General features: G+C 73.6%; 20 protein-coding genes. 13 read left to right on the forward strand and 7 right to left on the reverse strand.

Annotated elements, in window-relative coordinates:
- Positions 1-67: 67 nt before the first annotated feature.
- Both ddaH and ACQP6G_RS04815 read left to right on the forward strand, forming a co-directional pair.
- Entirely contained in the window at positions 68-985 is a 918-nt protein-coding gene (gene ddaH, locus ACQP6G_RS04810) for a dimethylargininase (protein ID WP_429763069.1), read from the forward strand.
- Positions 982-2,184 carry an ornithine cyclodeaminase gene (locus ACQP6G_RS04815; RefSeq protein ID WP_429763070.1) on the forward strand — a complete coding sequence of 401 codons (1,203 nt, stop codon included), beginning with the start codon at positions 982-984 and terminating at the stop codon, positions 2,182-2,184. The genes ddaH and ACQP6G_RS04815 overlap by 4 nt, the downstream gene beginning before the upstream one ends.
- A 75-nt stretch (positions 2,185-2,259) precedes the next feature.
- Here the strand turns inward: ACQP6G_RS04815 and ACQP6G_RS04820 are convergent, their stop codons facing one another.
- Entirely contained in the window at positions 2,260-2,901 is a 642-nt protein-coding gene (locus ACQP6G_RS04820; protein ID WP_429763071.1) for an HAD family hydrolase, read from the reverse strand.
- Between the two features lie 159 nt (positions 2,902-3,060).
- Here ACQP6G_RS04820 and ACQP6G_RS04825 point away from each other — a divergent pair, with 159 nt between their 5' ends.
- Together ACQP6G_RS04825 and ACQP6G_RS04830 are read left to right on the forward strand one after the other, a co-directional pair.
- On the forward strand, positions 3,061-4,269 hold the full coding sequence (locus ACQP6G_RS04825) for a hypothetical protein (protein ID WP_429763072.1): 1,209 nt from the start codon (positions 3,061-3,063) through the stop codon (positions 4,267-4,269).
- A gap of 191 nt (positions 4,270-4,460) precedes the next feature.
- Positions 4,461-5,918: a zf-HC2 domain-containing protein gene (locus ACQP6G_RS04830; protein ID WP_429763073.1), complete on the forward strand. Its 1,458-nt coding sequence runs from the start codon at positions 4,461-4,463 to the stop codon at positions 5,916-5,918.
- A gap of 72 nt (positions 5,919-5,990) precedes the next feature.
- Here ACQP6G_RS04830 and ACQP6G_RS04835 read toward each other — a convergent pair whose 3' ends face one another.
- The 4 genes from ACQP6G_RS04835 to ACQP6G_RS04850 form a co-directional block, all read right to left on the reverse strand.
- On the reverse strand, positions 5,991-7,616 hold the full coding sequence (locus ACQP6G_RS04835; RefSeq protein WP_429763074.1) for a M20/M25/M40 family metallo-hydrolase: 1,626 nt from the start codon (positions 7,614-7,616) through the stop codon (positions 5,991-5,993).
- Positions 7,617-7,746: 130 nt separating this feature from the next.
- On the reverse strand, positions 7,747-9,000 hold the full coding sequence (gene rlmC / locus ACQP6G_RS04840) for a 23S rRNA (uracil(747)-C(5))-methyltransferase RlmC (RefSeq protein ID WP_429763075.1): 1,254 nt from the start codon (positions 8,998-9,000) through the stop codon (positions 7,747-7,749).
- 48 nt (positions 9,001-9,048) lie between these two features.
- Complete coding sequence (locus ACQP6G_RS04845; protein WP_429763076.1) at positions 9,049-9,471, reverse strand: VOC family protein; 423 nt, start codon at positions 9,469-9,471, stop codon at positions 9,049-9,051.
- Positions 9,468-10,097, reverse strand: a complete 630-nt coding sequence (locus tag ACQP6G_RS04850) for a DinB family protein (protein WP_429763077.1) — start codon at positions 10,095-10,097, stop codon at positions 9,468-9,470. Before ACQP6G_RS04850 ends, ACQP6G_RS04845 begins: the two co-directional genes overlap by 4 nt.
- Positions 10,098-10,280: 183 nt before the next feature.
- On the opposite strand from ACQP6G_RS04850, the gene ACQP6G_RS04855 reads away from it, so the two are divergent.
- Entirely contained in the window at positions 10,281-10,928 is a 648-nt protein-coding gene (locus ACQP6G_RS04855; RefSeq protein ID WP_429763078.1) for a biliverdin-producing heme oxygenase, read from the forward strand.
- A 17-nt stretch (positions 10,929-10,945) separates the two neighbouring features.
- Here the strand turns inward: ACQP6G_RS04855 and ACQP6G_RS04860 are convergent, their stop codons facing one another.
- Positions 10,946-12,760, reverse strand: a complete 1,815-nt coding sequence (locus tag ACQP6G_RS04860) for a SpoIIE family protein phosphatase (RefSeq protein WP_429763079.1) — start codon at positions 12,758-12,760, stop codon at positions 10,946-10,948.
- A 92-nt stretch (positions 12,761-12,852) separates the two neighbouring features.
- On the opposite strand from ACQP6G_RS04860, the gene ACQP6G_RS04865 reads away from it, so the two are divergent.
- From ACQP6G_RS04865 to ACQP6G_RS04875, 3 genes are all read left to right on the forward strand, one after another.
- Entirely contained in the window at positions 12,853-13,680 is an 828-nt protein-coding gene (locus tag ACQP6G_RS04865) for a CPBP family glutamic-type intramembrane protease (protein WP_429763080.1), read from the forward strand.
- Between the two features lie 98 nt (positions 13,681-13,778).
- Positions 13,779-16,013, forward strand: a complete 2,235-nt coding sequence (locus ACQP6G_RS04870) for a SpoIIE family protein phosphatase (protein ID WP_429763081.1) — start codon at positions 13,779-13,781, stop codon at positions 16,011-16,013.
- A 360-nt stretch (positions 16,014-16,373) separates the two neighbouring features.
- Positions 16,374-17,252 (forward strand): LysR family transcriptional regulator, encoded by an 879-nt coding sequence (locus ACQP6G_RS04875; RefSeq protein WP_429763082.1) that lies wholly within the window; start codon positions 16,374-16,376, stop codon positions 17,250-17,252.
- A 9-nt stretch (positions 17,253-17,261) separates the two neighbouring features.
- Here the strand turns inward: ACQP6G_RS04875 and ACQP6G_RS04880 are convergent, their stop codons facing one another.
- Positions 17,262-17,987, reverse strand: a complete 726-nt coding sequence (locus ACQP6G_RS04880; protein ID WP_429763083.1) for a DUF305 domain-containing protein — start codon at positions 17,985-17,987, stop codon at positions 17,262-17,264.
- 157 nt (positions 17,988-18,144) lie between these two features.
- Between ACQP6G_RS04880 and ACQP6G_RS04885 the strand changes: the two genes are divergently transcribed.
- From ACQP6G_RS04885 to ACQP6G_RS04905, 5 genes are all read left to right on the forward strand, one after another.
- Positions 18,145-19,560, forward strand: a complete 1,416-nt coding sequence (locus ACQP6G_RS04885) for an LVIVD repeat-containing protein (RefSeq protein ID WP_429763084.1) — start codon at positions 18,145-18,147, stop codon at positions 19,558-19,560.
- Positions 19,561-20,066: 506 nt separating this feature from the next.
- Positions 20,067-21,050 (forward strand): ABC transporter permease, encoded by a 984-nt coding sequence (locus tag ACQP6G_RS04890; RefSeq protein ID WP_429763085.1) that lies wholly within the window; start codon positions 20,067-20,069, stop codon positions 21,048-21,050.
- A 16-nt stretch (positions 21,051-21,066) separates the two neighbouring features.
- On the forward strand, positions 21,067-22,002 hold the full coding sequence (locus ACQP6G_RS04895) for an ABC transporter permease (protein ID WP_429763086.1): 936 nt from the start codon (positions 21,067-21,069) through the stop codon (positions 22,000-22,002).
- A complete protein-coding gene (locus tag ACQP6G_RS04900) occupies positions 21,999-24,092 on the forward strand; it encodes an ABC transporter ATP-binding protein (RefSeq protein WP_429763087.1) in 2,094 nt (697 codons plus the stop codon). Before ACQP6G_RS04895 ends, ACQP6G_RS04900 begins: the two co-directional genes overlap by 4 nt.
- Before the next feature lie 49 nt (positions 24,093-24,141).
- Entirely contained in the window at positions 24,142-25,908 is a 1,767-nt protein-coding gene (locus tag ACQP6G_RS04905; RefSeq protein WP_429763088.1) for an ABC transporter family substrate-binding protein, read from the forward strand.
- Positions 25,909-25,942 lie beyond the last annotated feature (34 nt).

Consider the following 25,942-nt stretch of genomic DNA (forward strand, 5'->3'; position numbering starts at 1 on the left):
GTCGGGGCCCCGAACGCGCAACGGATCGGGCGTCGGGCGCAACGTCCGCGGCCCTAGCGTCCCGGTCATGACGGCCCTCACCACGCCGACGACGACGTCGGCCACGGTTCCCCAGCCCGCGAGCGCGGAGCGCACGGCGACCCCGCGCCGCTTCCTCATGTGCCCGCCCACCTACTTCGACGTGGTCTACGCGATCAACCCGTGGATGGACCTCGACGTGCCGGTCGACGCCGGCCGGGCGCTCGCGCAGTGGGAGCACCTGCGCGCCACCTACGAAGCCCACGGCCACCACGTCGAGGTGATCGACCCCGTGCCCGGGCTGCCCGACATGGTCTACGCCGCGAACGGCGGCGTGGTGCTCGGCGGCCGCGCGCTGGCCGCCCGGTTCACCTACCCGGAGCGGCGGCCCGAGGGGATCGCGTACGAGGCGTGGTTCGCCGGCGCGGGCGACGGCGTCGTCAGCCTCGGCCAGGCGGCCGAGCAGAACGAGGGCGAGGGCGACCTGCTTCTCGTCGGCGACGTCATGCTCGCCGGCACCGGCTTCCGCACCTCCCGCGCCGCGCACGCCGAGGTCGCCGCGCTGCTCGGCGTCGAGGTCGTGACCCTCGAGCTCGTGGACCCCCGCTACTACCACCTCGACACGGCGCTCGCGGTGCTCGTCGGCGGCCCGTCGCCGCTGGTCGCGTACCTGCCGGAGGCCTTCAGCCCGGCGTCGCAGGCCGTGCTCGCGGAGCGCTACCCGGACGCCATCGTCGCCACCCCCGAGGACGCCGCCGTCCTCGGCCTCAACGCCGTGTCCGACGGGCTGCACGTGTTCCTCACCGACCGCGCCACCGGCATGCACGCCCGCCTGCGCGAGCGCGGCTTCGAGCCCGTCGGGGTCGACCTGTCCGAGCTGCTCAAGGGCGGCGGCTCCGTGAAGTGCTGCACCCTCGAGCTGCGTCCCGCCCTCGCCGCTCCCCTGAGCCAGGAGGCCCGCGCATGACCACGTCCACCAGCAGGGTCCCGTTCCTCGACGTCGCGTCCATGGCGCGCTGGGTGGCGCACCGCGGCCCGGAGGCCCTCATCGGGCACCTCGTGGACGCCCTGGAGGTCGACTTCGCACGCTGGCCCGACCTGGACAAGCGCCCGCGCATCGCGTCGCACTCGCGCGACGGCGTCATCGAGCTCATGCCGACGTCCGACGACGTCACCTACGGCTTCAAGTTCGTCAACGGGCACCCCCGCAACCCGGCGCGCGGCTTCCAGACGGTCACCGCGTTCGGCGTGCTCGCCGACGTGCGCAACGGCTACCCCACGTTCCTCGCGGAGATGACGCTGCTCACCGCGCTGCGCACCGCGGCGACGTCGGCGCTCGCCGCCCGCTACCTGGCGCGCTCCGGCTCGCGCACCCTCGCGCTGATCGGTGCGGGCTCGCAGTCGGAGTTCCAGGCCCTGGGGATGCGGGCGGCGCTCGGGATCACGCACCTGCGCGTCTGGGACACCGACCCCGGCGCGCAGGCCAAGCTCGCCCGGCACGCTCGCGCCCTCGGCTTCGAGGTGCACGAGGCGAGCAGCGGGGAGGACGCCGTCACCGGCGCCGACGTGATCACCACCTGCACGGCGGACAAGACGAACGCGACGGTGCTCACGCACGACATGGTGTTCCGCCTCGCCCACCCGGGCGTGCACGTCAACGCCATCGGCGGCGACTGCCCCGGCAAGACCGAGCTCGACCCGGCGATCCTGCGCGACGCCGAGGTGTTCGTCGAGTACGAGCCGCAGACCCGCGTCGAGGGCGAGATCCAGCAGACGCCGGACCTCGTCGTCACCGAGCTGTGGGAGGTCGTGGCCGGCCGCCGCGACGGGCGCCGCGGCGCCCCCGCCTCGGCGGGGCCGGGGGAGACGTTCGCGCGGCACGCGGGCGACCGGCACACCCCGGACGACACCACCGTGACGGTCTTCGACTCCGTCGGGTTCGCCGTCGAGGACTGGGTCGCGCTGCGGTTCGTGCGCGACGACGTCCCCGACGCACTGCTGCAGCACCTGGACCTCGTCGCCGAGCCGGAGGACCCGAAGGACCTCTACTCGCTGGTGCTCGCGGCCGAGGACGACGACCGCGCCGACGCCCGCCGCGCGCTGGACCGGCTCATGGGCCTGGCCGGGCGCGGCCACGTCGAGGCGCTCGCGACCGCGCGGTCCTGACCCGCGCCGCCGCACCGACCCGGCCCCGACCGTGGCCGCCCGCTCCCCGGGGGCGGCCACGGCTGCCGGCGACGGTCACGCGCCGTCGCGCACGAGGGCCGGGAGCTCCGCGAGGGTGCGGATCCGGTGGGTGGCGGCCGAGAAGTCCTGCGAGGCCGTGAAGTCGTGGTGGACGACGGCGCAGTCGATGCCCGCCGCGACCGCGGCGGCGAGGCCCCGCGACGAGTCCTCGACGACCAGCGCCTCCTCCGGCGCGGCCCCCAGGGCCCGCAGGGCGGTCAGGTACGCCTCCGGGTGCGGCTTGGCGCGCACGTAGTCCTCGCGCACGAGGACGACGTCCATGAACGGCAGGATGTCGCGGCCCTCGTGGATGAGGTCGAAGTCCACGCGACGTGACGTCGTCACGATCGCCATGCGGACGTGCGGCGCCAGCGCCGCCAGGACGTCGAGGACGCCGTCGATCTCGATGGCCTCCGTGCGCAGGTACTCCTGGTAGTAGCGGTCGCGGACCGCCCGTTGGCGGTCGATCGTGGCCTCGTCGATCCCGGCGGCCCGCGCCTGGGCCCAGGTGGCCTGGCCGTGGTGCATGTCGCGCAGGTACCGGCCCCGGTCCTGCGTGAAACCGACGTCCGCGAGGGCCCGCTCCCCGGCCCGGTAGTACCAGGGCTCGGTGTCCACCAGGACGCCGTCGTGGTCGAAGAGCACGTACTCCTTCACGCCCCCGAGCCTGCTCCACCTCCGCGCGGGCGTCACCGTCGTCCCGCCCCCTGAGACCTGCCTGGTCGGGGGCTTGCCGGAACCCTGGGGTGCGCTGCCATCATGAGCCCCGCGAGCGCGCCGTCGGCGCGCCGCTGGAGACCCAGGGACGGGGGCACCGTGACCGAGACCGGCGGTGACGACGCGCCGGCGCGCGCGGGCTATGTCGACGACGCGATCCGGCGGATGCGGGTCGCCGCCGCGGCCGCCGGGCGCGGGGGAGCGCCCGGCGCGGCCGGGACCGCGGACCCCCAGGTGCTGCGCACCGCCCTCGTGACTCTCTCGCCCGACGACCAGCGACTCCTGTGGGCGACGCACGTGCAGCGGCAGGAGCCGTCCGCCGTCGCCGCCGCGCTCGGCACGCACCCCCGCGCGGCGGCCCGCCTCCTGCCGCAGGTGGAGCAGGGCCTCGCGGCCGCACTCGCCGACGCGCACGCGCCGGGCTGCCCGCCGGGCTGCGCCGGGACGCGGCGGGCTCTCCTCGACCTGGTCCAGGGCCGGCTCGCGACCGGGCAGGAGACCGGGGTCGAGGACCACCTCCTCGACTGCGCCGCCTGCCTGCGGGCGTTCGTCGACGTGCGCGAGCCCGCCTGGGCGCTGCGGGACGCCGGGCCGCGGCTGCTCGCGGGCGGGTGGCACCCTCCCGCGGTCGCGGTCGTGGCGGCCGCGGAGACCTCGTCCGACCCGGCGTCCGGCACTGCGGCGGGCGCCGCCCCCCGGCCCGCGCGCCGGCAGAGCTGGCTGATCGTCGCGGGCACGGTCGCGTGCGTCGCCGTGGCGGCCGTCGCGATCGCGCTCGGCAGCGGCGACGCGGCGCCCGCGGCCCCGGAGACCGGCTCGTCCCCGGGGGCGACCGTCCTGGGGACGGTGCCCGCCGGCGCGACGTCGCCCGGGGCGACCCCGTCGTCGGCGTCCCGCGACGACGGCCCGAGCACGGGGCCGACGCCGTCCGTGGACCCGTCGGCGACGCCGTCGGGCGAGCCCTCGCCGACCGCGTCGTCGGACGACGACGCCGCGACGTCCGACCCGTCGACGTCGCCCGCGTCGTCGCCCGGGCGCGACGAGCCGGCCTCGTCGTCGAGCTCACCGTCGACAGGGTCGTCCGGGTCGTCCACGTCGGATCCGTCGACGGACGGCCCCGGCACGTCGGCCGGTGACCCCGACCCCGAGCCCGAGCCCTCCGACACGGCGCCGTCGGAGCCCCCGCAGAAGCCCACGGAGAAGCCCACGCCGACGCCGACCCCGACGGTCTCCGCGACGCCGACGCCCACGCCGACCGCGACCCCCGATCCGGAGCCCACGGACGAGACCGACCCGCCCACGGAGTAGCTCGACGTGCCGGTTCGCGGACCGTTCCGCGGCCCCGGCGGGCGTCACCGCGCCGCGCACCCCTCGGGGCAGGGGATTTGCCATCGACCCGTGGGCCGCTGCGATCATGTCCCCCGGCGCGCCCGTGCCGCGCGCCCTGGACGGCCCGCGACGACGGGCACGGACGAGCATCGGCAGGACGGGGGCGTCGCGTGACCGCGATCCACGACGGCGACGCGCCCGCGCGCCGGGGCGCCGTCGACGACGCCATCCGGAAGATGCGCGCCGCGGCCGCGGCGGACGGGCGCGACGACGCCCCGGGGGCCGCCGGCACGGTCGACCCCGCGGTGCTCCGTACGGTGCTCGCGACGCTGCCCCACGACGACCAGCGGCTGCTGTGGGACAGGCACGTCGTCGGCCGCGAGCTCTCGGCGATCGCCACGGAGCTGGGCATGCACGCCCGCGCGGTGCTGCGCCGCCTGCGCCAGGCCGAGGAGCGGCTCGGCGCCGCGTTCGCCGCGGCCCACGCCCGTGCGTGCCCGCCCGGCTGCCTCGACACGAGGCAGTCGCTGCACTCCTACGTGCGGCACCGGCTGTCGCCCCCGCGCCGTACCGTGCTCGAGGCGCACCTCTTCGGCTGCCAGGGCTGCATGCGCGCCTTCGTCGACGTGCGCGAGGCCGGCTGGGCGGTGCGCGACGCCGGCCCCCTGCTGCTCGCGGGCACGGCGGCCGGGGTCGTCGCGGGCGCCCCCGTGGTCGTCGGCGCGCTCGGCGCCGGCACGACGGGCACCGGGGCGATCGCGTGGTCCGGGCCGGTCGGGGCCGCGCTGCTCGCGGCCGGGGAGTGGGTGCGGGCGCTCGCGCTGCGGCTGGGCCAGCTCGGCAAGGCCGGGATGATCGGCGCGGGCACCGTGGCGGGGGTCGCGGTCGCGGCCGTCGCGGTGGCCCTGAGCGGCGGGGTCGGCGGGCCGGCGGCGGCTCCGCCCGCGCCCGGTCCGACGTCGTCGTCGTCGGTGCCCGCCCCGGCGCCCGGTGACACGGCCTCGCCCGACGCCCCGCCCGAGCCGAGCGCGTCCACCTCCGCCGAGCCGGCTCCGTCCGAGGACCCCTCGGCGCCGCCGGTGACCGACGACCCGACGACGGCCCCGACGACCGATCCGACGGCGCCGGGCACCACGCCGAGCACCACGCCGACCGGCCTGCCGCCGGGCACCCGGCCCGGCACGCCGTCGTCGCCGGAGCCCAGCGACCCGGAGGCCGAGCCGACGCCGTCCCCGGCGCCGTCCGGCTCCGCCAGCCCCTCGCCGACGACGTCGCCCAGCCCGTCGCCCTCCACGCCGACCTCGACGCCGACGGCCCCCACCACACCCACCCCGACACCCACGCCCACCCCGACGCCGACCCCCGTGCGGACGACGGTCAGCGTCACCACGTCCGGTCTGCGCGGCGTCGACGCGGTCACGACGACCGACCCGGACGCGACCGTCGTCAAGGTCGCCGAGGACCGCCGCTGGCTCCGGGCCAAGCAGTGCGACGGCGGCTGGTACGTGGCGTCGTGGCGCAACGACGTCGGCGAGCTGACGGTCACGGTCGAGGCACCGCCCGGGGTCGACCCCGGCGTGACCGTCAAGCGCACCTACAACTGGCCGGCGTGGATCTGGTCCTGCTGACCGACGCAGGTCGAGCCCGCCGGGACCCGGTCCCGACAGGCTCGACCGGTGTGCGGTGCAGGTCGGCTGAGGTCAGCGCGTGGCGAAGCCGTGCGCCCCGCGGTGGTGACCCCCGCCGTGGCCGTGGCCGTGGCCGTGGCCGTGGCCGTGACCGTTCCCGTGTCCGTGTCCGTGTCCGTGGCCGTGGCACGGCCGACCGGGCTGGACGCCGTTGACGGCCTCGGTGCTCCACGCCAGCTGCTGCGCGGCGTGCCCGATCGCGCGGGACATGATGTCCAGCGCCTCGAGGCTCACGTTCGACAGGTCGTCGCCCTCGGAGTGGTAGTTCTGGTCGAGGGCCTCGCCGGCGACGCCGCCGAAGACCGCGGCCTCCTCCTCCGTCTTGATCGCGTCCGCGCCGGTGAACAGGCCGGAGGCGGGGATGCCGTTGCTGATGAACGCGTCGTAGTCGGAGCGGCCGGAGAACTCCGAGTCCACCCACGCCTGGTCGATCCCGTCGAAGTAGTCCGTGAACACGGCTTCGGTCGCGACGGAGCCCTCGGGCACCGTCACGGGGGCGGGGAACGTCGACTCGTTCGCGTCGTACACGCCGATCGTGTAGTTCGGCGAGCCGACCATGTCGAAGTTGAGGTAGGTCGCGATGTCCTCGAGCCCCTCCGGGTCGTTCGTCACGAGGTCGTCGACGTAGTGCGCCGACCCGACCAGCCCGAGCTCCTCGGCGCCCCACCACGCGAACCGCACGGCGTTGTTGAGCTTGGCGCTCTTCTTGTTGAGCTGGACGGCGGTCTCGAGGATCGCCGCGGAGCCGGTGCCGTTGTCGTTGATGCCCGGGCCCTCCGGCACCCCGTCGAGGTGCGCGCCCAGCATGACCACGTTGTCGTGCCGCCCGCGCTTCGTCTCCGCGATGACGTTGAACGTCTCGGCGGTGCCGATCACCGCCTGGAGGTCGAACGAGACCTGCAGCGCGGGGTCTGCCTCGATCGCCGCGACGATGGCTGCGCCCTCCGCCTGCGTGACGCCCACGGTGGGCGCGTAGCCGTCGTTGCGCTCGCCCAGCGTCCCGTTGAGGGCGCCGTCGGTGTTGTTGTAGATGATGAGCCCGGCGGCGCCGGCCTCACCGGCCGCGAGCGCCTTCGCGGCGAACGCGCACGCCCCGCGCTGCACGACGGCGATCTTGCCGGTGGCGTCGACGCCGGCCCACGAGTCGTCGTGGGGTGCCTCGGGGTCGTCGCTGGCCGGGCAGCCGTCGGCGATCGCGGGCTGCACCGCGGCCGCGGTGACGCCGTCGTCGGGCGTGGATGTCGAGTACGTCATCGGCACGGGGTCGAACTCGACGCCGGGGACGGTGACCGACAGGTCGAGCACGTCGAAGGTGTCGAACTCGAAGTACTGCCGCTCCGGCTGGTACCCGGCCTTGCGCAGGGTCTTCTCGACGTACCGCGCCGACGCCTCGTAGCCGGGGGTGCCGGCGGCGCGGTTGCCGTCGTTGTCGTCGGCGATCTCCTGGAACGCCTCGAGGTGCCGGAAGACTCGCTCGCCGGTGACCTTCTTCGACAGGTCGGGGCCCGGCACGTGGGTGCCGTGCCGGCCGGTGGCGACGGCGGGTGCCGCCGTCGCCGTGGGGGTGAGGGACGCCGCGACGACGAGCCCGCCGAGGGCTGCGGTCGCGACGGCCGTGCTGAACGTCCTTGTTCTCACGGTCGACCTCCTGGTGGTGACCCCGCGGCCCGGGTCGGGCTCACGACGCACGGCGCGACGCTGCGGGGTGCGGATGGCGCGAGCGTAGGCCCGGGAGGCGCTGCAGGAAACCCCTGGGGTGCGACGTCCCTCAGCCGCGCTCGAGCAGGACGAGCACCTCGTAGTGGCTGGTCTGCGGGAACATGTCGAGCAGGCGCGCGCGGGTCGGACGCAGCGAGGGCATCCGCGCGAGGTCCTCGGCCAGCGTGACGGCGTTGCAGCTGGAGTAGAGCACGTGCCCGACGGCGGACTCCTCGAGCCGCCGGGACAGGTCGGCGCCGATGCCGCGCCGCGGCGGGTTGACGACCACCAGCTCGGGGGCGACGCCGTCGCGCGGGGACCCGGGCACGAGCTCGGTGGCGTCGCCGGCGGCGAAACGGACGCCGGCCACGGCGTCGGCCCACCACGCGGCGTCGTGCCCGGCGACGACGGCGTCCGCGGGCAGCGCGGCGAGCCCGTCACGGGTCGCGCCCGCGCTCGTCACGGCCTCCGCGGAGATCTCGATCCCGGTGACGGCGCGCCCGGGAGCGGCGCAGTGCAGCGCGAAGCCGCCGACGCCGCAGTAGAGGTCCCACAGGGACGCGGGCGCCACCTCGTCCACCCACGCCCGGGCCTGCGCGTACAGGGCGGTGGCGACGGCGGTATTGGTCTGGAAGAAGCTCTGCGGGCGCAGGTGCAGCGTGATGCCGTCCGCGCCGACGCGCATCGGCAGCGCCTGCCGCTCGGTGAGCACGATCTCCAGGTCGCCCTCGAGGACGGCGGCGTGCACCGGCTGCACGTTGACGCTCACCACGGCGACCTGCGGCAGCTCGTCGAGCAGCCACGGCAGGTGCTTGCGCAGGCGCGCCACGGGCTCCTGGCTGCGCAGCACGAACCGCACCATGAGCTCGCCGTCCGGGGAGAGGGTGACGAGCACGTGCTTGAGCTCGCCCCGCCACGCGGACTCGCGGGGCGTCTCGCGGCGGCGTGCCCCGCGCGACGGCGACGTCGCGTCGTAGGGCTGCAGCCGCGCCCGCGTGATCAGCGCGGCCAGGACGGGGAACGACTCCTGCAGCGCGGGCGGGTACAGACCGCAGTCGGTGAGGTCGATCCCCTGGCCGGCGAACGGGCCCGCCGCCGACCCGAGGATGCCGAGCACCGGCTCCTCGACGGTGCCGCTGACCACCATCTTCGCCTTGTTGCGGAACCCGGACTCCGGGCCGGTGACGGCGGGGAGCCAGTCGATGCGGCCGTCGGCGAGCAGCGCGCGCACGTGCGCCACCTTCTCGTCCACCTGCGTGGGGTACGGCGTCGCGAGGAGGGTGCACGAGTGGCAGCGGCCGGCGTCGAAGTGGGGGCACTGCACCCGCCCATTGTCCCCTGCGGCCCGACCCCGGTGGGCGCCGCGGCGTCCTCAGCCCACGAAGAGGCAGAACGGGTGGCCCGCAGGGTCGGAGTAGACCCGCAGCGGCTCCTCCGGGTCGTCGGACCGGTCGAGCAGGAGCCGCGCACCGAGCGCGAGGGCGCGCTCGTCCTGGCGGTCCAGCGCGGCGACGTCCGGCACGGTCGCGTCGAGGTGCAGCTGCTGCGGCACGCCGTCGTCGGGCCAGGTGGTCGGCGGCAGCGACGGCACCTGCTGGAACGCGAGCGGCACGCCGCCCGGGTTCCGCAGCACCAGCCAGTCGGCACCGCGCTCGTCCGGCTGCCCGGGACCGGGTGGCTCGTCGCCGGCGCGGTACGCGAGCCCGAAGAGCTCGCGGTAGAACTCCGCGAGCCGGCGCGCGTCGGTGGTGTCGAGCACGACCTGCCGGATCGTGGGGACGTCCGGGGCGCTCATCGGGCTGCCCCGGGGAACTGCTCGGCGATGCCGCGCAGCCTGGTGGTGAACGCGGCGTAGTCGAAGCCGTCGGCGAGGTTGTCGTTGCCGGCCCGCATCCCCACGGCACCGTCGGCCTCCTCCCGGAGGATGTCGGCGTGGCCGGCGTGCCGGCTCAGCTCGGTGGAGACGTGCACGAGGATCTGGTGCAGCGTGACGTCGCGGTTCCCCTCGCGCCACCACCAGACGTGCCCGGGCGCGTCCAGCGGCAGGGCGTCGATGGTGGCGTCGGCGAAGTCCCACACCTGCCGGTACAGGCCGACGACCTGCTCGACCGACTCGTCCTCGGTGGCGAAGAACTCCGCCTGGAGCGCGTCCGCGTCGGCGTCGGGGGCGTCGGCCGCGGCCAGCCACGGCGCGTCCTCGGGACGCGGCCAGGGGCGGCCGAAGACGTCGCCGAAGTAGCCGATCTCCACCGTGGCGGCGTGCTTGACCAGCCCGAGGAGGTTGGTGCCGGTCGGCGTGCGGGGCATCCGTGCCTCTCGCTCCGACAGCCCCTCCAGCTTCCACAGCAAGGCCTCGCGCGCGGAGCGCAGGTAGCGGTGCAGCACGGTCTTGGCGTCCGGGGGCAGCTCGCTCGTCGTCATCGGCCCAGCGTGCCGGACGGCACCGACAGCCGGCGCGGCGAGTCCCGCCGACCATCGTGCGGGATCAGGGTAGGCAACCCTTACCTGGGCTGTTATGGTGACGCCAGGTCGTGACGAGCTGTCACTACCTCGGTACCCGCCGGTCGTCCATGGCCTGGCACGACACCCGATGCTGGAGGTCCCATGACGGTGCTCGCGGACGTTGCCGCGCTCTCGACCCGACTGCGCGAGGGCACGCGCGCCGAGCACACGCAGGCGGAGTCCGAGGGCTTCGTCGAACGGCTCCTGTCGGGCGGGCTCGACGTCGCCGCGTACGCCGACCTCGCCGCGCAGCAGCTCGCCGTCTACACGGCGCTCGAGCAGGCGAGCGAGCGGATGCGGCAGGACGAGCGCGGCGCCGCCCTGGTCTTCGACGAGCTCACCCGCGTGCCCGCCATCGAGCGGGACCTCGCCCACCTGCACGGCGCCGGATGGCGTGACGTCGTGCGGGTGCTGCCCGCGACCGAGCGCTACGTCGCGCGGCTCGACGCCGTCGGCGGCGACGTCGCCTGCTATGCGGCGCACGCCTACACGCGTTACCTCGGCGACCTCTCGGGCGGCCAGGTCATCCAGCGGATGATGCAGCGCCACTACGGCATGGGCGCGGCGGGCCTGGAGTTCTACGACTTCCCCGAGATCCCCAAGGCCAAGCCGTTCAAGGACGTGTACCGCGAGCGCCTCGACGGGCTCGACCTCGACGACACCGAGGTCGAGCTCGCCGTCTCCGAGGCGCAGGAGGCGTTCCGCCTCAACCGCGCGATGTTCGTCGAGCTGGGCGTCGCGCACCCCTGACGGACTGCCGGCCCGGGTCAGCGGACCCGGGCGGCGAGCACGGCCACGTCGTCGCGCTGCCGGCCGTGCACCATCCGGTCGACGAGCCGCTGCGGCAGCTCCGCCGTCGGGCTGCCGTGCAGGTCCGCCAGGACGGCGCGCAGGTCCGCGGCGCGGGCGGCGAACGTCGCGGTGCGCGACTCCACGAGACCGTCCGTGTACAGCAGCAGGGTGTCGCCGGGGCCGAGCTCGGCCGCGTGGTCGCGGCGCACGACCGACGGGTCGACGCCCAGCATGAGGTCGGGGCGGCCGTCGAGCTCGTGCACGCTCCCGTCGGCGCGCAGCACGACCGGCCGCGGGTGCCCGGCGCTGGCCCACCACAGCCGGCACCGGTCGTCGCCGCTGCCCGGTTCGCCGCGGCCGGTGCGGTCCAGGCGTGCGACGACGGCGGTGCCGCTGGCGGTCAGCCCGAGCCCGCGGTTGGCGCGGTCCAGCTCGCGCAGGAGCCGCGCCGGCGGGGCGTCCTGGCACCACGCGAGGGTGCGCAGCATGGCGCGCAGCTGGCCCATGCGGGCGGCGGCCTGCATGTCGTGCCCGGTCACGTCGCCGATCATCAGCACGGTCGAGCGCGGGTCGAGCTCCACCGCGTCGTACCAGTCGCCGCCCACCTTGTCCGTGCGGGTCGCGGACGCGTAGGTCGACGCGAGCTCCAGGTACGGCACGCGGGGCAGGTCGGTGAGCATCGCGGCCTGCAGCGTGGTGGCGACCCGGTGCCGGTCCTCCAGCACGCGGATGCGCACCAGGGCCTGCGCCACGCACGACGCGAGCGTGGCGGCCGTGCGGCGGCTCTCGTCGTCGTGCTCGTGCGGGCCGCGCCACAGCAGGACGACGACGCCGAGCAGCCGGTCGTCCACCACCATCGGCACCAGCGCGAGGCCGCCGAGCGACGGGTCGATCCACGGCGCCCAGGTGGGCTGGGCGCGCAGGGCGGCCGCGCCGTCCCGGTAGAACGCGGACCGGCGGGCGCGGGCGACTGCCGCCACCGCCGGGTCGTCGAGGCGCCAGTGCCGCGGCAGGTAGGGGTAGGCGCCGTCGCGCTCCACGAGGGTGAGGCCGGACCCGCCGGGCTCCGCGAGCGCGAGCGCGGCCCACACGGTGCCCAGCCCGGGTCCCGACGTGCGCAGCGCGTCCACGATCTCGTCGAGCGTGGTCGCGGCGGCGAACCTGTCGGTGAGGTCGAGCAGCATGCGGGTGCGGCGCGTGGCATGCACTGCCACCTGCTGGATGCGGTGCGCGCGCTGCCGCTCGAGGCGCAGACGCAGCTCGGCGGTGCAGGCGGCGGCCAGGTCGGCCAGGGTGGCGAGGTCCGTGGCGCTCCACGCGTGCGCCTCGGTGTCCAGCGCGCACACCGTGCCGACGGCGGTGCCGTGCCGGTCGAAGATCGGGAAGCCCGCGTACGACCCCATGCCGAGCTCGGTGACCGTCTCCCGGCTCGCGAAGCGCGGGTCCGCACGCAGGTCCTCGACGACGAGGGGCTGGCCGGAGCGGATCGTCTCGCCGCACAGCGGCTCGGTGAGCGTGGTGCGCCGGGTGGCCTGGAACGGGTCCGGCAGCCCGAGCGCGCCGGGGTACACCTGGGCGTCCGGGAGCACGAGCGTCACGAGGGCGGTGGGGACGCCGAGCTGGCGCTGCACGAGCCGCGCGAAGCGGTCGAACGACTCGTCCGCGACCGGCCGGGCGAGCCCGGCCGCCACGAGCGCCTGCACCGCGCCCGTCCCCGGGGCGTCCTGCACCGCGCCCGTCCTCGGGGCGTCCTGGGCCGGAACCGTCCTGCCGGGGGAGCGTGGCGTCACGGGCGCGCACCCTCGGCAGGGCTCTGCGCTCCGCGACCCGCGACCATGCCCCGGATTCTTCCACGCAGGCCGCCGGATATCCTCGCCGAACGATGGACGTCACCCGCCGTGCCCCCGCCGCGCTGCCGCGGATCCTGGCCGCCGCCCTCGTGTCCGCGTCGGCCGTGCTGCTGTTCGCGGTGCACGTGCGCCCGCTCGCCTACGTGCCGCTCGTGGCCGGCGTCGCGCTCGGCCTGCTCGTCGACCGGCGGCTGGGCCGCGACCTCGCGCTGATCGCCGTCGCGCTCGGCATCATCTCGACGATCTCCCTCGAGGCGGACCTGTCCGACGCCGGGATCGCGCGGTTCGCCGTCGTTCTGTCCCTCGCGGTGCTGGTGCCGTGGGCGGCGTCGCGGTACTGGTTCCGCGACGACGACGGCGCGGGGGCGGTGCGGTTCCCCGTCGCGACGGGCCGCCGCTGGACGCGCGGGCAGTACGTGTACCTCGTCGTCGTGGTGGCGGTCGGCTACCTCGTGCTGCCGTGGTACTTCCTGGGCTCGGGCGCCTACCTCAACTGGCCGGCGCTCGAGAGCGGGCAGGACGTCGCCCGGCTGTTCGTCGGCGTCAACGCCGTCGGCATCTGGGACGAGCTGTTCTTCGTGTGCACGGTGTTCGCGCTGCTGCGCCGCCACTTCGGGCTGTGGACGGCGAACGTGCTGCAGGCCGCGATCTTCGTGTCCTTCCTGTGGGAGCTCGGCTACCGCGAGTGGGGGCCGCTGCTCACCGTGCCGTTCGCCCTGGTGCAGGGGTGGATCTTCGCCCGCTACAAGAGCCTTCCGTACGTCGTGACCGTGCACCTGCTGTTCGACGCCGTCGTCTTCGCCGTGCTGGTGCACGGCCACCACCCGGAGCTCTTCGACGTCTTCGTCACCGCCCCCTGACCCCGGTCGTCATTTGTGGCGGGCGTGCGGGCCGTGGAAGGGTGCGCCCATGCCAAGACGCGGCAGCCAGCGGTGACGAGCCCGGACGGGTGGACGACATGCAGGACCCAGAGCACGGCCCGGACGACGACGCTCTCGACACCTGTGCCGCGGAACCCATCCACGTGCCCGGCTCGGTGCAGCCCCGCGGGGTGCTGCTCGTGCTGCGCGACGACGTGGTGGTGCAGGCCTCGGCCACGCTGCCCGAGCTGATCGGCCCGCAGCCGGCCGACGTCCTCGGCCGGCCCCTGACCGCGGTGCTCGGCGCCGAGGCCGTGGCGGCCCTGCGGCTCGAGGACGTCACCGAGGGCGGGCCGCTCGCGGACGGTCTCCGGCGGGTGACGCTGGACGGCCGCACGTGGGTCGCGTCGACCCACCGCAACCCGCAGGGCGCCGTGGTCGTCGAGCTCGAGCCGCTCGCGGACCAGGCCGCCGACCCGGCGGAGCCGTACCGCGCCGCGTACACCGTGCTCGGCCAGGCGGCGACGGCCGGCTCGCTGGACGAGCTGTACGACCTCACGGCGCGCGGGGTGCGGGAGGTGACGGGCTTCGACCGGGTGATGGTGTACCGGTTCGACGAGGACCACCACGGCCAGGTCGTGGGCGAGGCGCGGCGCGCCGACCTCGAGCCCTTCCTCGGCCACCGGTACCCGGCCGGCGACATCCCGCCCCAGGCGCGCGCCCTCTACGAGAAGAGCTGGCTGCGCCTCATCCACGACGTCGCGTCCGTGCCGCGGCCCCTGGTGCCCGCGCTGCTGCCGGCCGCCGGAGAGCCGACCGACCTCTCGTTCGCCGGCCTGCGGGCGGTGTCGCCGGTGCACGTCGAGTACCTGCGGAACATGGGGGTCGCCGCCTCGATGTCGATCTCGCTGCTGCGGGGCGGGCGGCTGTGGGGGATGGTCGCGTGCCACCACGTCGCCGGCCCGCACACGCCGTCGCTCGAGGTCCGCGCGGCGGCCGAGGCGCTCGCGGCGGGGCTGTCCCTGCAGATGGTGGTGCGTGCCGCCGCGGACGACGCGCAGCACGCCCGCGAGGTCTCCCGTGCGCTCGAGGCGCTGGTCCGGGCGGAGGACGACCCGGTGGCCGACGCCGTCGCGCAGCCGGGGCTGCTGCGCATCCTCGGCGCCGACGGCGCGATGGTCCGCACCGGCGACGCGACGGCCACGGTCGGGCTGGTCCCGGACGAGCCCGAGGCCGTGGTCGACGTCGTGCGGCGGACGGCGCGGCCCCGCAGGGACGGCGGCACGGAGCCGGTGTACGCGTCGCACGACCTGCGGGCCGAGCATCCGGGGCTGGCCGACCGCCTGGGCGACGTCGCGGGCGCGCTCGTCGCCCCGCTGCCCGACGGGGACCTGCTCGCCCTGTTCCGCAGCGAGGTCGCGCGCGAGGTCACGTGGGGCGGCGACCCGCACGAGAAGACGATCGACCGGGACGAGAGCGGCGCGGTCGTGCGCGTGGGCCCGCGACGGTCGTTCGCGGCGTGGCGCGAGGCCGTGCACGGCACCTGCGAGCCGTGGTCGGACCATGACGTCCGCGCGGCCCTCGTGGCGCGCCGGACCATCGTCGAGCTCCTGTACCGGCGGTCCCGGCCCGACCTGGGCGCGGCGCTGGTGCTCCAGCACTCCTCGCTGCCGGCGGAGCTGCCGACCCTGCCGGGGTGGCGGCTCGAGGCCCGCTACCGGCCCGCGGACGGCGGCCGGGTCGGGGGCGACTGGTACGACGCGTTCGAGCTGCCCGACGGCCGCACCGCCCTCGTCATCGGGGACGTCGCCGGGCACGGGCTGCCCGCCGCGTCGGCGATGACCCAGCTGCGCAACGGCCTGCGCTCCCTGCTGCTCGAGCACCGTGACGTCGCGACGGCGGCGGCCGGCCTGGACCGCCTCGCCCGGACGCTCCTCACCGACGACATGGCCACGCTGCTGGTCGGCATCCTCGACGTCGACCCCGAGACAGGCACGGGCGGCGTCGACTACGTCTGCGCCGGGCACCTGCCGCCGGTCGTCGCGGACGCGGACGGCGCGCGGTTGGTCGAGGTGGTCCGCAACCCGCCGGTCGGGGCGATGCGCGCGGCCGTGCGTGCCGGGCGGATCGACCTCGTGCCGGGCGAGTCCCTGCTCCTCTACACCGACGGCCTCGTGGAACGACGCGGCACGCGGCTCACGGAGCGGCTGGAGGACCTGCGCTCCACCGTGGGGCTCACCCGCGACCTCGAGGTGATCGAGCACAAGCTCGCCGGGCTCGAGTCCGACGACGACTCCACGATGCTCATGGTGACGGCCCTGGGCCGCCGCTGACGGCGGACGCCCCGTCGTCGTCGTCACCCTCGGGCGCACTCGCACTCGCACTCGCGGTCCGGCGGCGCCGCCGGACCGACGCCGGAGGCAGGCGGCGCGCGGGGGCGGGCCGGTGCAGCGGGCGCTCGTGCCGGCGCGGGCCGCCGTCGACCCGGGCGTTCGACGAGCCGTGCTCGGCGACGAAGGGTGGGCGCATGGTGGTCCTCCTGGGCGTGGTGCGGTCGGCCCTCGCGGCCGTACCCAGGCTCGCCGTGGCCCCGGCACGGATCAACGGCCGATCCGGCTACGCTCGTTCACCCCGGGTCAACGATCGGTCGCCCCGGGCCGAGGGGGGCACGGCGGCGAGGGGTGGGACGGGGCGTGGAACTGCGTGAGATCGAGATCTTCCTGACCCTCGCGGAGGAGCTGCACTTCGGCCGGACGGCGGAACGGCTGCACGTCTCGGTGTCGCTCGTGAGCCAGTCGATCCGCAAGCAGGAGCGGGCCGTCGGGGCGCCGCTGTTCGAGCGCACCAGCCGCAAGGTCGAGCTCACCCCCGTGGGTGAGGTGCTGCGCGCGGGCCTGCGCCCCGCGTACGAGGGCATCGGCGCCGCCGTCGCCGCCGCCACGGCCGCGGCGCGGCGCGTGGCCGGCACGCTGACGCTCGGCTTCATGGGCGGGCAGGCGCACGAGCTGGAGCCCGACCTCGCCCGGTTCCGGGCGCGGCACCCCGACGTCGAGCTGCGCTTCCGCGAGGTCGTCTTCAGCGACCCGTTCGCCGCGCTGCGGCGCGGCGACGTCGACCTCCTGACGACGTGGCTCCCTGTCGAGGAGCCCGACCTCACCGTCGGCCCCGTGCTGCGGTCCGAGCCGCTGCGGCTCCTGGTGGCGACGGACCACCCGCTCGCGGCGGCGGGGCGGGTCGACGTCGAGGCGCTCGCCGAGCACGCCGTGCCCGCGGTCCGCGGGGCGGCGCCGCCGGCGTGGCTGGCCGGCGTCCTGCCCGAGCGGACGCCGGCCGGGCGGGAGGTCCCGCGCGGACCGGCCGCCGCCACCTACCAGGAGATCCTCGCCCTCGTCGCCGCGGGGAAGGTGGTGTGCCCGGTGCCCGACGAGGGCCGCCGCTACTTCCCGTGGCCGGGCGTCAGGTACCTCCCGCTCGACGGCGCGCCTGCGGTGCGCTGGGCGCTGGTGCGGCGCTCCTCCGACGCGACCGCGCCGGTGCGTGCCTTCGTCGCGGAGGTCGCCCGCGAGGGGTGAGCCGACCCGTCATCCGGGGAGCTCGTCGAGCAGCCGGGACATCCGGTCGATCTCCGCGATCTGATCTGCCGCCACGTTCGAGGCGAACTCCTGGACCGTCTCGTCCCGCCCGGCGGCGCTGAGGTCGTCGACCATCTCCAGCGCCCCCGCGTGGTGCTTGATCATGCCCTCGAGGAACAGCCGGTCGAACGCGGTGCCGTCGGCGTCCGCCAGGGCCGTCATCTCGGCCTCGGTCAGCATGCCGGGCATGGAGCCGTGGTCGTGGGCCTGCGGGGCGCGCGGCCCGCTCCCGTCCGACGGCGCGGCCGACGCCGTCGCCACCGCGGGCACCGGGAGGCCCTGGTCTTCGAGCCAGCGGCTCATGTAGTCGATCTCGCCGTCCTGCGTCAGGCGGATGCGGTCGGCGAACTTCGCGAGCGGCGCCGACTCCGACCGCTCGGGGACCAGCTGCGCCATCTCCACGGCCTGGGCGTGGTGGCCGATCATCCGCGTCATGAAGTCGGCGTCGGCCTCGGTGACGACGTCGGCGTCGCCCATGCCCTCGTAGTCCTCGGGGGCGATGGTCTCGGCGGGCTCGCCGGGCTTCCCCGGCGCGAGCACGGCCGACGACGGCGTCGGTGCCGGCGCGGGCTCCTCGGCGGTGCACCCGGCGGAGAGCCCCAGGGCGAGCGTGACGACGCAGGTCAGGGCGGCGCGACGGCCGCCCGAGCGACGGATCCGGGGGTCTGTGGTCACCGGAAGATCCTCTCCTGAGGTTGTTGCCACGGCGTAAAAAGATGCCCGCACACCTGGTGGGGAGGATGCTTCCAGACAACACTCAGTGTGACCAACACAACGAGGTGTGGCGCTAGCGCGTCGTCCAACCCTGAGTTCACGGAAGAGGAGTCCACGGATGCGGAGTTCACGGACGAGCAGTTCACGGACGAGAGGCGTCGCCGGTGTCGCCCTCTCGCTGGCCCTGGTCGCGGGGGCGCTGGGTCTCGCGGCCCCCGCGTCGGCGTCCGACGCCGCCGAGCCCGACGTCCCGCCCGGCGAGGTGGCCTCGTCGAAGATCGAGCACCTCAACAACAACCCGAAGAACGGCGCCCTGCAGGGCACCGGCTCGGACATCGCGTTCCAGGGCAAGTACGCCTACGCGGGCAACTACGACGGGTTCACGGTCTACGACCTGCGCGACCCGGAGCAGCCCGTCCAGGCGCTCCAGGTGTACTGCCCCGGCTCGCAGAACGACATCTCCGTCTACGGCGACATCCTGGTGCTGTCCACCGACTCGTCGCGCAGCGACGACTCCTGCGCCTCGACGACCCGCCCCGCGACGGAGAAGGACGCCTGGGAGGGCATCAAGGTCTGGGACATCTCCGACCCGCTCGAGCCCGAGTACGTCAAGTCCGTCGAGACGGCGTGCGGCTCCCACACCCACTCCCTGGCGCCGAGCAAGAACGGCAAGGACCTGTACGTCTACGTCTCGTCGTACAGCCCGAGCTCGACCTACCCCGACTGCCAGCCGCCGCACGACATCATCTCGGTCGTGAAGATCCCGGTGAAGAACCCTGCTGCCGCCACGCTCGTGGGCACGCCGAACCTCTTCCCGGAGGGCGGCTACGAGGGCGACCCGGACCGGCGCGCCTCGGCGACGTCCGGCTGCCACGACATCACCACCTACGCGCAGAAGGACCTCGCGGCGGGTGCGTGCATGGGCGACGGCATCCTCATGGACATCAAGGACCGCGCTCACCCGAAGGTGATCAGCACGGTCCGGGACACCGAGAACTTCGCGTTCTGGCACTCGGCGACCTTCAACAACGACGCGACCAAGGTCGTCTTCACCGACGAGCTCGGCGGCGGCGGGCTGGCGACCTGCACCGGCGAGTACGCCCCGGAGCTCGGTGCCAACGGCATCTACGACATCGAGAAGGAGCGGAAGAAGGGCGGGAAGCACGAGACGAAGCTCGTGTTCCAGAGCTACTACAAGATTCCGCGCATCAACGACGCCACCGAGAACTGCGTGGCGCACAACGGCTCGCTGATCCCGGTCAAGGGCAAGGACCTCATGGTCCAGTCCTGGTACCAGGGCGGCGTGTCGGTGTTCGACTTCACCAACTCGAAGAAGCCGAAGGAGCTCGCCTGGTTCGACCGCGGCGCTGGCGTCTCCAGCGGTGGCACCTGGTCCACCTACTGGTACAACGGCTACGCCTACTCGAACGACCTGGGGATCGGTTTCGACACGTTCGACATCGACGACCGGATCGACGGGAAGGCGAAGACCAACCTGCGGTCGCTCAACCCCCAGATGCAGCAGAAGTTCTGAGGCGCTGAGCCCGGCAGCGGCCGGGAGTGACGACGGCGGCCGGTCCACCCACGGGGTGGGCCGGCCGCCGTCGTCCGTCGGCGCTCCGGCCCCGATAGGTGGCCGGGTCGACGATCGTGATCGAATCGATATGTTCACCGGTCCAGAACGCGCCGACCTGCAATTTTATCGGCCCTATGGTGTGTTCTGCGTCTCATCTCCGGTGCGCTGAACGCCCGTGTGACAAGACGTGAACCACGGCGAAACACAGCGCGAGTAAGGTCAGCGACTGTTGCACAGGTCTATCGTGAGGCGCCCTGCCAAACCACCTCGGCCTGCGCTTTCGTCATCAGTGCGCGCGGCCCGCACCCACCGGGCAGGGGCCACGCGCGTCGTCGGGCCACGAGCCCCAAGTGCACAGGGAAGTCCATGCGTGTCGCGCCTCTCGCCATGCTGACCGGGAACCAGCCACCCGGACGAGGGGGCACCCCCGTGCCCGCACCGACGAGCGTGGTCGGTCGCGACTGATGGGCCGGTTCCTCCTGCGGCGTGGTGCGAACTACGTCGCGATGCTCTTCGTCGCCGTCTCGGCGACGTACCTGCTGGCCTCGGTCTTCATGGACCCCCGGTCCAACTACCTGTCGCGCAACCCGCGCCCGCCGATGGACTCCATCAACGCGTCCCTCACGGCGGCGAACATCAACGACGAGGACCCGCTGCTGCTGCGCTACTGGCGCTGGCTGACGGACATCGTCCTGCACTGGAACTGGGGCCTGAGCCCCGACCAGGAGCCGGTGGCCAGCGCGGTCGCGACGCGGATCGGCGCGTCGACGCAGCTCGTCACGCTCGCCACGGTGCTCGCGATCGTCATCGGCGTCGCGATCGGCGTCTACACCGCGATCCGCCAGTACAAGTGGCAGGACCGCGTGCTCGGCGGCTTCGCGACCTTCTTCCTCGTGATCCCGACGGCGGTGCTCGCGCTGTTCGTCGTCATCGCCGCGATCTACATCAACGAGGCGCTCGGGTTCCGGTTGTTCTACGTCACCGGGTTGCACAGCTACGAGGGCGACAACCCATGGTTGTGGCTGCTCGACCTGGCGCAGCACCTCATCCTGCCGACCATCGTGCTGACGATCATCGGCGCCGTGAGCTACCACCTCACGCAGCGCACGTACCTGCTCGACACGATGAAGGCCGACTACGTGCGCACCGCGCGGGCCAAGGGCCTGCCGCTGCACCTCGCGATCCGCAAGCACGCGCTGCGCACGTCGCTCATCCCGACGGCCGTGAACGTCGCGTTCTCGATCGCGACGGTGTTCACGGGCGCCGTGATCACCGAGACGATCTTCGCGATCAACGGCCTGGGCCGGTACTTCGTCACGACGATCGTCAACAACGACATCAACGGCGCGACGTGCATCGCGGCGTTCGCCGGCGTGTGCACCCTCGTCGGTGCGCTGCTGGCCGACCTCGTCGTCGCGTGGCTCGACCCGCGCATCAGGATCAGCTGAGAGGGGCTGGACAACCATGGCTGACTCCGAGCTGACCGTCACCGCCGCCGCCGTCCTCACGGCGGAGGACGAGCAGAGCACCGGGCTGCGGCGCACCGGGCGCTTCACCCTGATCGCCAGGCGCTTCGCGCGCCGCCCGTCCGCCGTCGTCGGGCTGGTGCTGCTGGTGCTGCTCGTCGTGTTCGCGTTCGTGGGCCCGCGCATCGCGCAGTGGGGCTACGACGAGCCCGACTTCCTCGCCCTCGCCCAGGCGCCGTCCGCCGAGCACTGGTTCGGCACGACGACGGGCGGGTCCGACGTCTTCGCCCTCGTGGCGCGCGGCCTCGGCCGCTCCCTCGCCATCGGCATCCTGTCGTCCGTGGCGATCACGGTGATCGCCGCGATCATCGGCACCACCATCGCCTTCTTCGAGGGCTGGGTGGAGCGCGTCGGCATGTGGGTCCTCGACATGCTGCTGGTGATCCCGTCGTTCCTGCTCATCGCGATGATCGTGCGCTCGTCGTCCGGCGCCAACGGCTGGATCTGGCTCACGTTCGGCATCACGGTCTTCGGCTGGATCGGGTACGCCCGCGTGCTGCGCACCCTGACGCTGTCGCTGCGCGAGCTCGACTACGTGCACGCCGCCAGGTACATGGGCGTGCGGTCGTTCACGATCATCCGTCGGCACCTCATCCCGAACCTCGGGTCGGTGCTCATCATCCAGACCGTGCTCGGCGTGGTCGCCGCCGTGAACTCCGAGACGGCGCTGTCGTTCCTCGGCCTCGGCATCAAGGCGCCGGACACCTCGCTCGGCACCATCCTCCAGGCGGGGCAGAGCGTCATCCTCACCGCGCCGTGGGTGCTCATCGCCCCGTCGGTCGCGCTGGTGCTGCTCACGTTCTCCGTGCAGCTCATCGGCGACGGCCTGCGCGACGCCATCGACCCGAACTCCCGGTCGGGAGGCCGAGCATGAACCCCGTCCTGAGCGTGCGCGACCTGCACGTGAGCTTCGCCTCGGAGGCCGGCACCGTCCGCGCCGTCCGCGGCGTGAACTTCGACCTCATGCCCGGGCGGACGCTCGGCATCGTGGGGGAGTCGGGTTCCGGCAAGTCCGTGACGTCCCTGTCGGTCATGGGGCTGCTCGACGAGAACGCCCGCGTCGAGGGCTCCATCCGGCTCAAGGGCACGGAGCTGCTCGGCCTCAGCGAGCTCGAGCTGTCCAAGTACCGCGGCAACGAGATGGCGATGGTCTTCCAGGACCCGCTGTCCGCGCTGACCCCGGTCTTCTCCATCGGCGACCAGCTCGCCGAGGCCCTCGACCTGCACCAGGACCTGAACCGCAAGCAGGTCAAGGAGCGGTCGATCGAGCTGCTCGACCTGGTCGGCATCCCCAACCCGGCCGAGCGGCTGCGGGCCTACCCGCACCAGTTCTCCGGCGGCATGCGCCAGCGGGTGATGATCGCGATCGCCATCGCGAACGACCCCGACGTCATCATCGCCGACGAGCCCACGACGGCCCTCGACGTGACGATCCAGGCCCAGGTGCTCGACGTCCTCAAGAAGGCGCAGCGCGAGACCGGCGCCGCCGTCGTCATGATCACCCACGACCTCGGCGTCGTGGCCGGCGTGGCCGACGACGTCCTCGTGATGTACGCCGGCCGCCCCGTGGAGCAGGCGCCCGTCGACGAGCTGTTCGCCCGGCCCGCCATGCCGTACACGATGGGCCTGCTGGGCGCCGTGCCGCGCCCCGACCGCGGCGAGAACCGCCGCCTCGTGCCGATCCAGGGCAACCCGCCGTCGCTGGTCGACCTGCCCGTCGGCTGCCCGTTCGCCGACCGCTGCCCGCTCGTCGAGGACCGCTGCCGCACGGCCGAGCCCGACCTGCTGCCCGTGGCCGGCCGGCCCGAGACGCTCGCCGCGTGCGTGCGCGCCGACGAGCTCGCCGAGCAGGGCGTCACGTTCGAGGACGCGTACGAGGTGGCCGAGGCCGCCGAGTCGACGCTCGAGTCGGTGCCCCGCTCCGAGCGCGAGGTCGTGCTCGAGGTCGAGGGCCTCAAGCGGCACTTCCCGCTCACCAAGGGCGGCTTCCTGCGCCGCCGCGTCGGCACCGTCAAGGCCGTGGACGGCGTCACGTTCGACGTGCGCGCCGGCGAGACGGTCGCGCTGGTCGGCGAGTCCGGCTCCGGCAAGACGACGACGCTCCTCGAGATCATGAAGCTCGAGGCGCCGCAGGGCGGCCGGGTCGCCGTGCTCGGCAAGAACCTCGAGGAGCTCTCGACGCGCGAGCGGGCGGGGCTGCGACGCGACCTGCAGATCGTCTTCCAGGACCCGATGAGCTCGCTCGACCCGCGCATGCCGGTCTACGACGTGCTCGCCGAGCCGCTCAAGGTGCACGGCTGGTCGCGGCAGAAGGTCAACGCCCGCATCGACGAGCTCATGAAGCTGGTCGGCCTCAACCCCGACCACGTCGACCGGTTCCCGTCGCAGTTCTCCGGCGGCCAGCGCCAGCGCATCGCCATCGCACGGGCCCTCGCCGTGAACCCGCGGCTCATCGTGCTCGACGAGCCGGTGTCGGCCCTCGACGTGTCGATCCAGGCCGGCGTCATCAACCTGCTCGAGGACCTGCAGGCCCAGCTCGGCGTCGCGTTCCTCTTCGTCGCGCACGACCTGTCCGTGATCCGGCACATCTCCAGCCGCGTGGCCGTGATGTACCTGGGGCAGGTCGTCGAGTCCGGGGACACGGAGGCGGTCTTCACCGCGCCGCGCCACCCGTACACGCAGGCCCTGCTGTCGGCCGTGCCGCTGCCCGACCCGCAGCTCGAGCGCGGGCGCAAGCGCGTGGTGCTCGAGGGCGACCTGCCCAGCCCGGTGGAGGAGATCCCCGGCTGCCGCTTCGCGAGCCGCTGCCCCGTGCGCGCCACGCTGCCGGCCGACGACCAGCGGCGCTGCGACACCGTGCTGCCCGTCCTCACCGGCGGCGACGACCAGCTCGCCGCCTGCCACTTCCCGCTGACCAGGACGTCGGCGGGCCTCACAGACGTGCGGGAGACCACCCGCGCCTGACCCGTCCGGGTCATCTACCCGACCGGGTAGACGCTTCTCAAGGAGAATCATGACAACGATCCGCAAGAAGGGCGTCGGTGCGGTCGCTGCTGCCGCGGTGCTCGCGCTCACCCTGGCCGCGTGCGGCTCCGGCGGTGGCGACGACGAGGGCACGGCCCAGGGCAACGGCGACACGTCGATGACGACGGAGCCCGCCGACGGCGTCCCCTCCTCGTACGAGGGCGCGCTGCCCAAGCCCGAGGCCGGCAAGGCGTACAACAACCCGCAGGACCGCGAGGCGGTCGAGGACGGCGGCACGCTGAACCTCGCGATCAGCGAGATCACGCCGAACTGGAACGGGTTCTCGGTCGACGGCAACACCCGGTATATGAGCGACTTCTGGAAGCTGTACCAGACGAACCTCTGGGACTACGACGCCGCAGGCAACCCGACGCCGAACCCCGACTACCTGTCCAAGGTCGAGGTCACCTCGGAGGACCCGCTGGTCGTCACCTACGACGTCAACCCCAAGGCGACGTGGAACGACGGCACGCCGATCGACTGGACGGCCTTCGAGGCCACCTGGAAGGCGCAGTCGGGCAAGACCAAGGGCTACAACCCGGTCTCGACCACCGGCTACGACCAGGTCAAGTCGGTGGAGAAGGGCAAGGACGACAAGCAGGTCGTCGTCACCTTCGACGCGCCGTTCTTCCCGTACCAGTTCCTGTTCCTGAACCTGATGCACCCGGACAGCCTGGACGTCAAGACCTACACCAAGGGCTGGGTGAACGAGCCGCACAACGAGTGGGCCGCCGGTCCGTTCATCGTCGACTCGCAGGACGAGACGCAGGCCACCTTCGTGCCGAACCCCAAGTGGTGGGGCGAGACGCCGAAGCTGGAGAAGATCTCGTACAAGCAGATGGAGCCGTCCGCCTCCATCAACGCGTTCCAGAACGGTGAGATCGACGCGATCGAGGACATCGCGGCGGCCGACCGCCTCAAGGTGGCGCGCGGCATGGACGACGTGCAGATCCTCATCAACTACGCCCTGTCGACCGGCGTGTTCACGCTGAACACCAAGGCCGAGGCGCTGCAGGACATCGCGGTGCGCAAGGCCGTGACGCAGGCGACGGACGTCACCAAGCTCGCCGAGATCGACTTCCAGGGTCTCGGCTGGGAGGAGGACCCGGCCGGGTCCGAGGTGATGTCGCCGATCCAGGACGGCTACGAGAACAACATGCCGGCCGACGCCGCCTTCTCGGTGGACAACGCCAAGGCCACGCTCGAGGGCGCGGGCTACACCCTCAACGAGGAGTCGGGTTACTACGAGAAGGACGGCAAGCCGGTCCACCTCAAGTACACCTTCTTCGGTGACAGCCCGACGCAGACCGCCATGGCGAACGCCGTGCAGGCGATGCTCAAGGCGGCCGGCATCGAGGTCGAGCTCGACAACCAGGACCCGTCGAAGTTCTCGGACACCGTCCTCGGCGGCAAGTACGAGATGCTGATCATGGCCTGGTCGTCCTCCGACCCGTACGGCTACAGCACCTCGGGCTGCCAGCTCTACTGCTCCGACTCGGACTCGAACTTCACGTACATCGGGTCGAAGGAGATCGACGAGCTGATGAAGAAGCCGGGCACCATCGAGGAGATCCCCGACGCGATCGCCGCGTTCAACGAGGCCGAGAAGAAGGCGCTGGAGCAGTACGGCACCTTCCCGATCGACTTCGGCCCCGCGATGTCGGGCGTGAAGAAGGGCCTGGCCAACTGGGGCCCGTTCACCTCGGGCTTCCAGGGGCTGAACCCGCACCCGGAGAACTGGGGCTGGCAGAAGTGACGCACCGCGTCACCCGCTGAGCACCACGCACGAC

Origin of the sequence: Isoptericola nanjingensis (genome assembly GCF_050311635.1) — a bacterium.
Taxonomy (GTDB): domain Bacteria; phylum Actinomycetota; class Actinomycetes; order Actinomycetales; family Cellulomonadaceae; genus Isoptericola; species Isoptericola nanjingensis.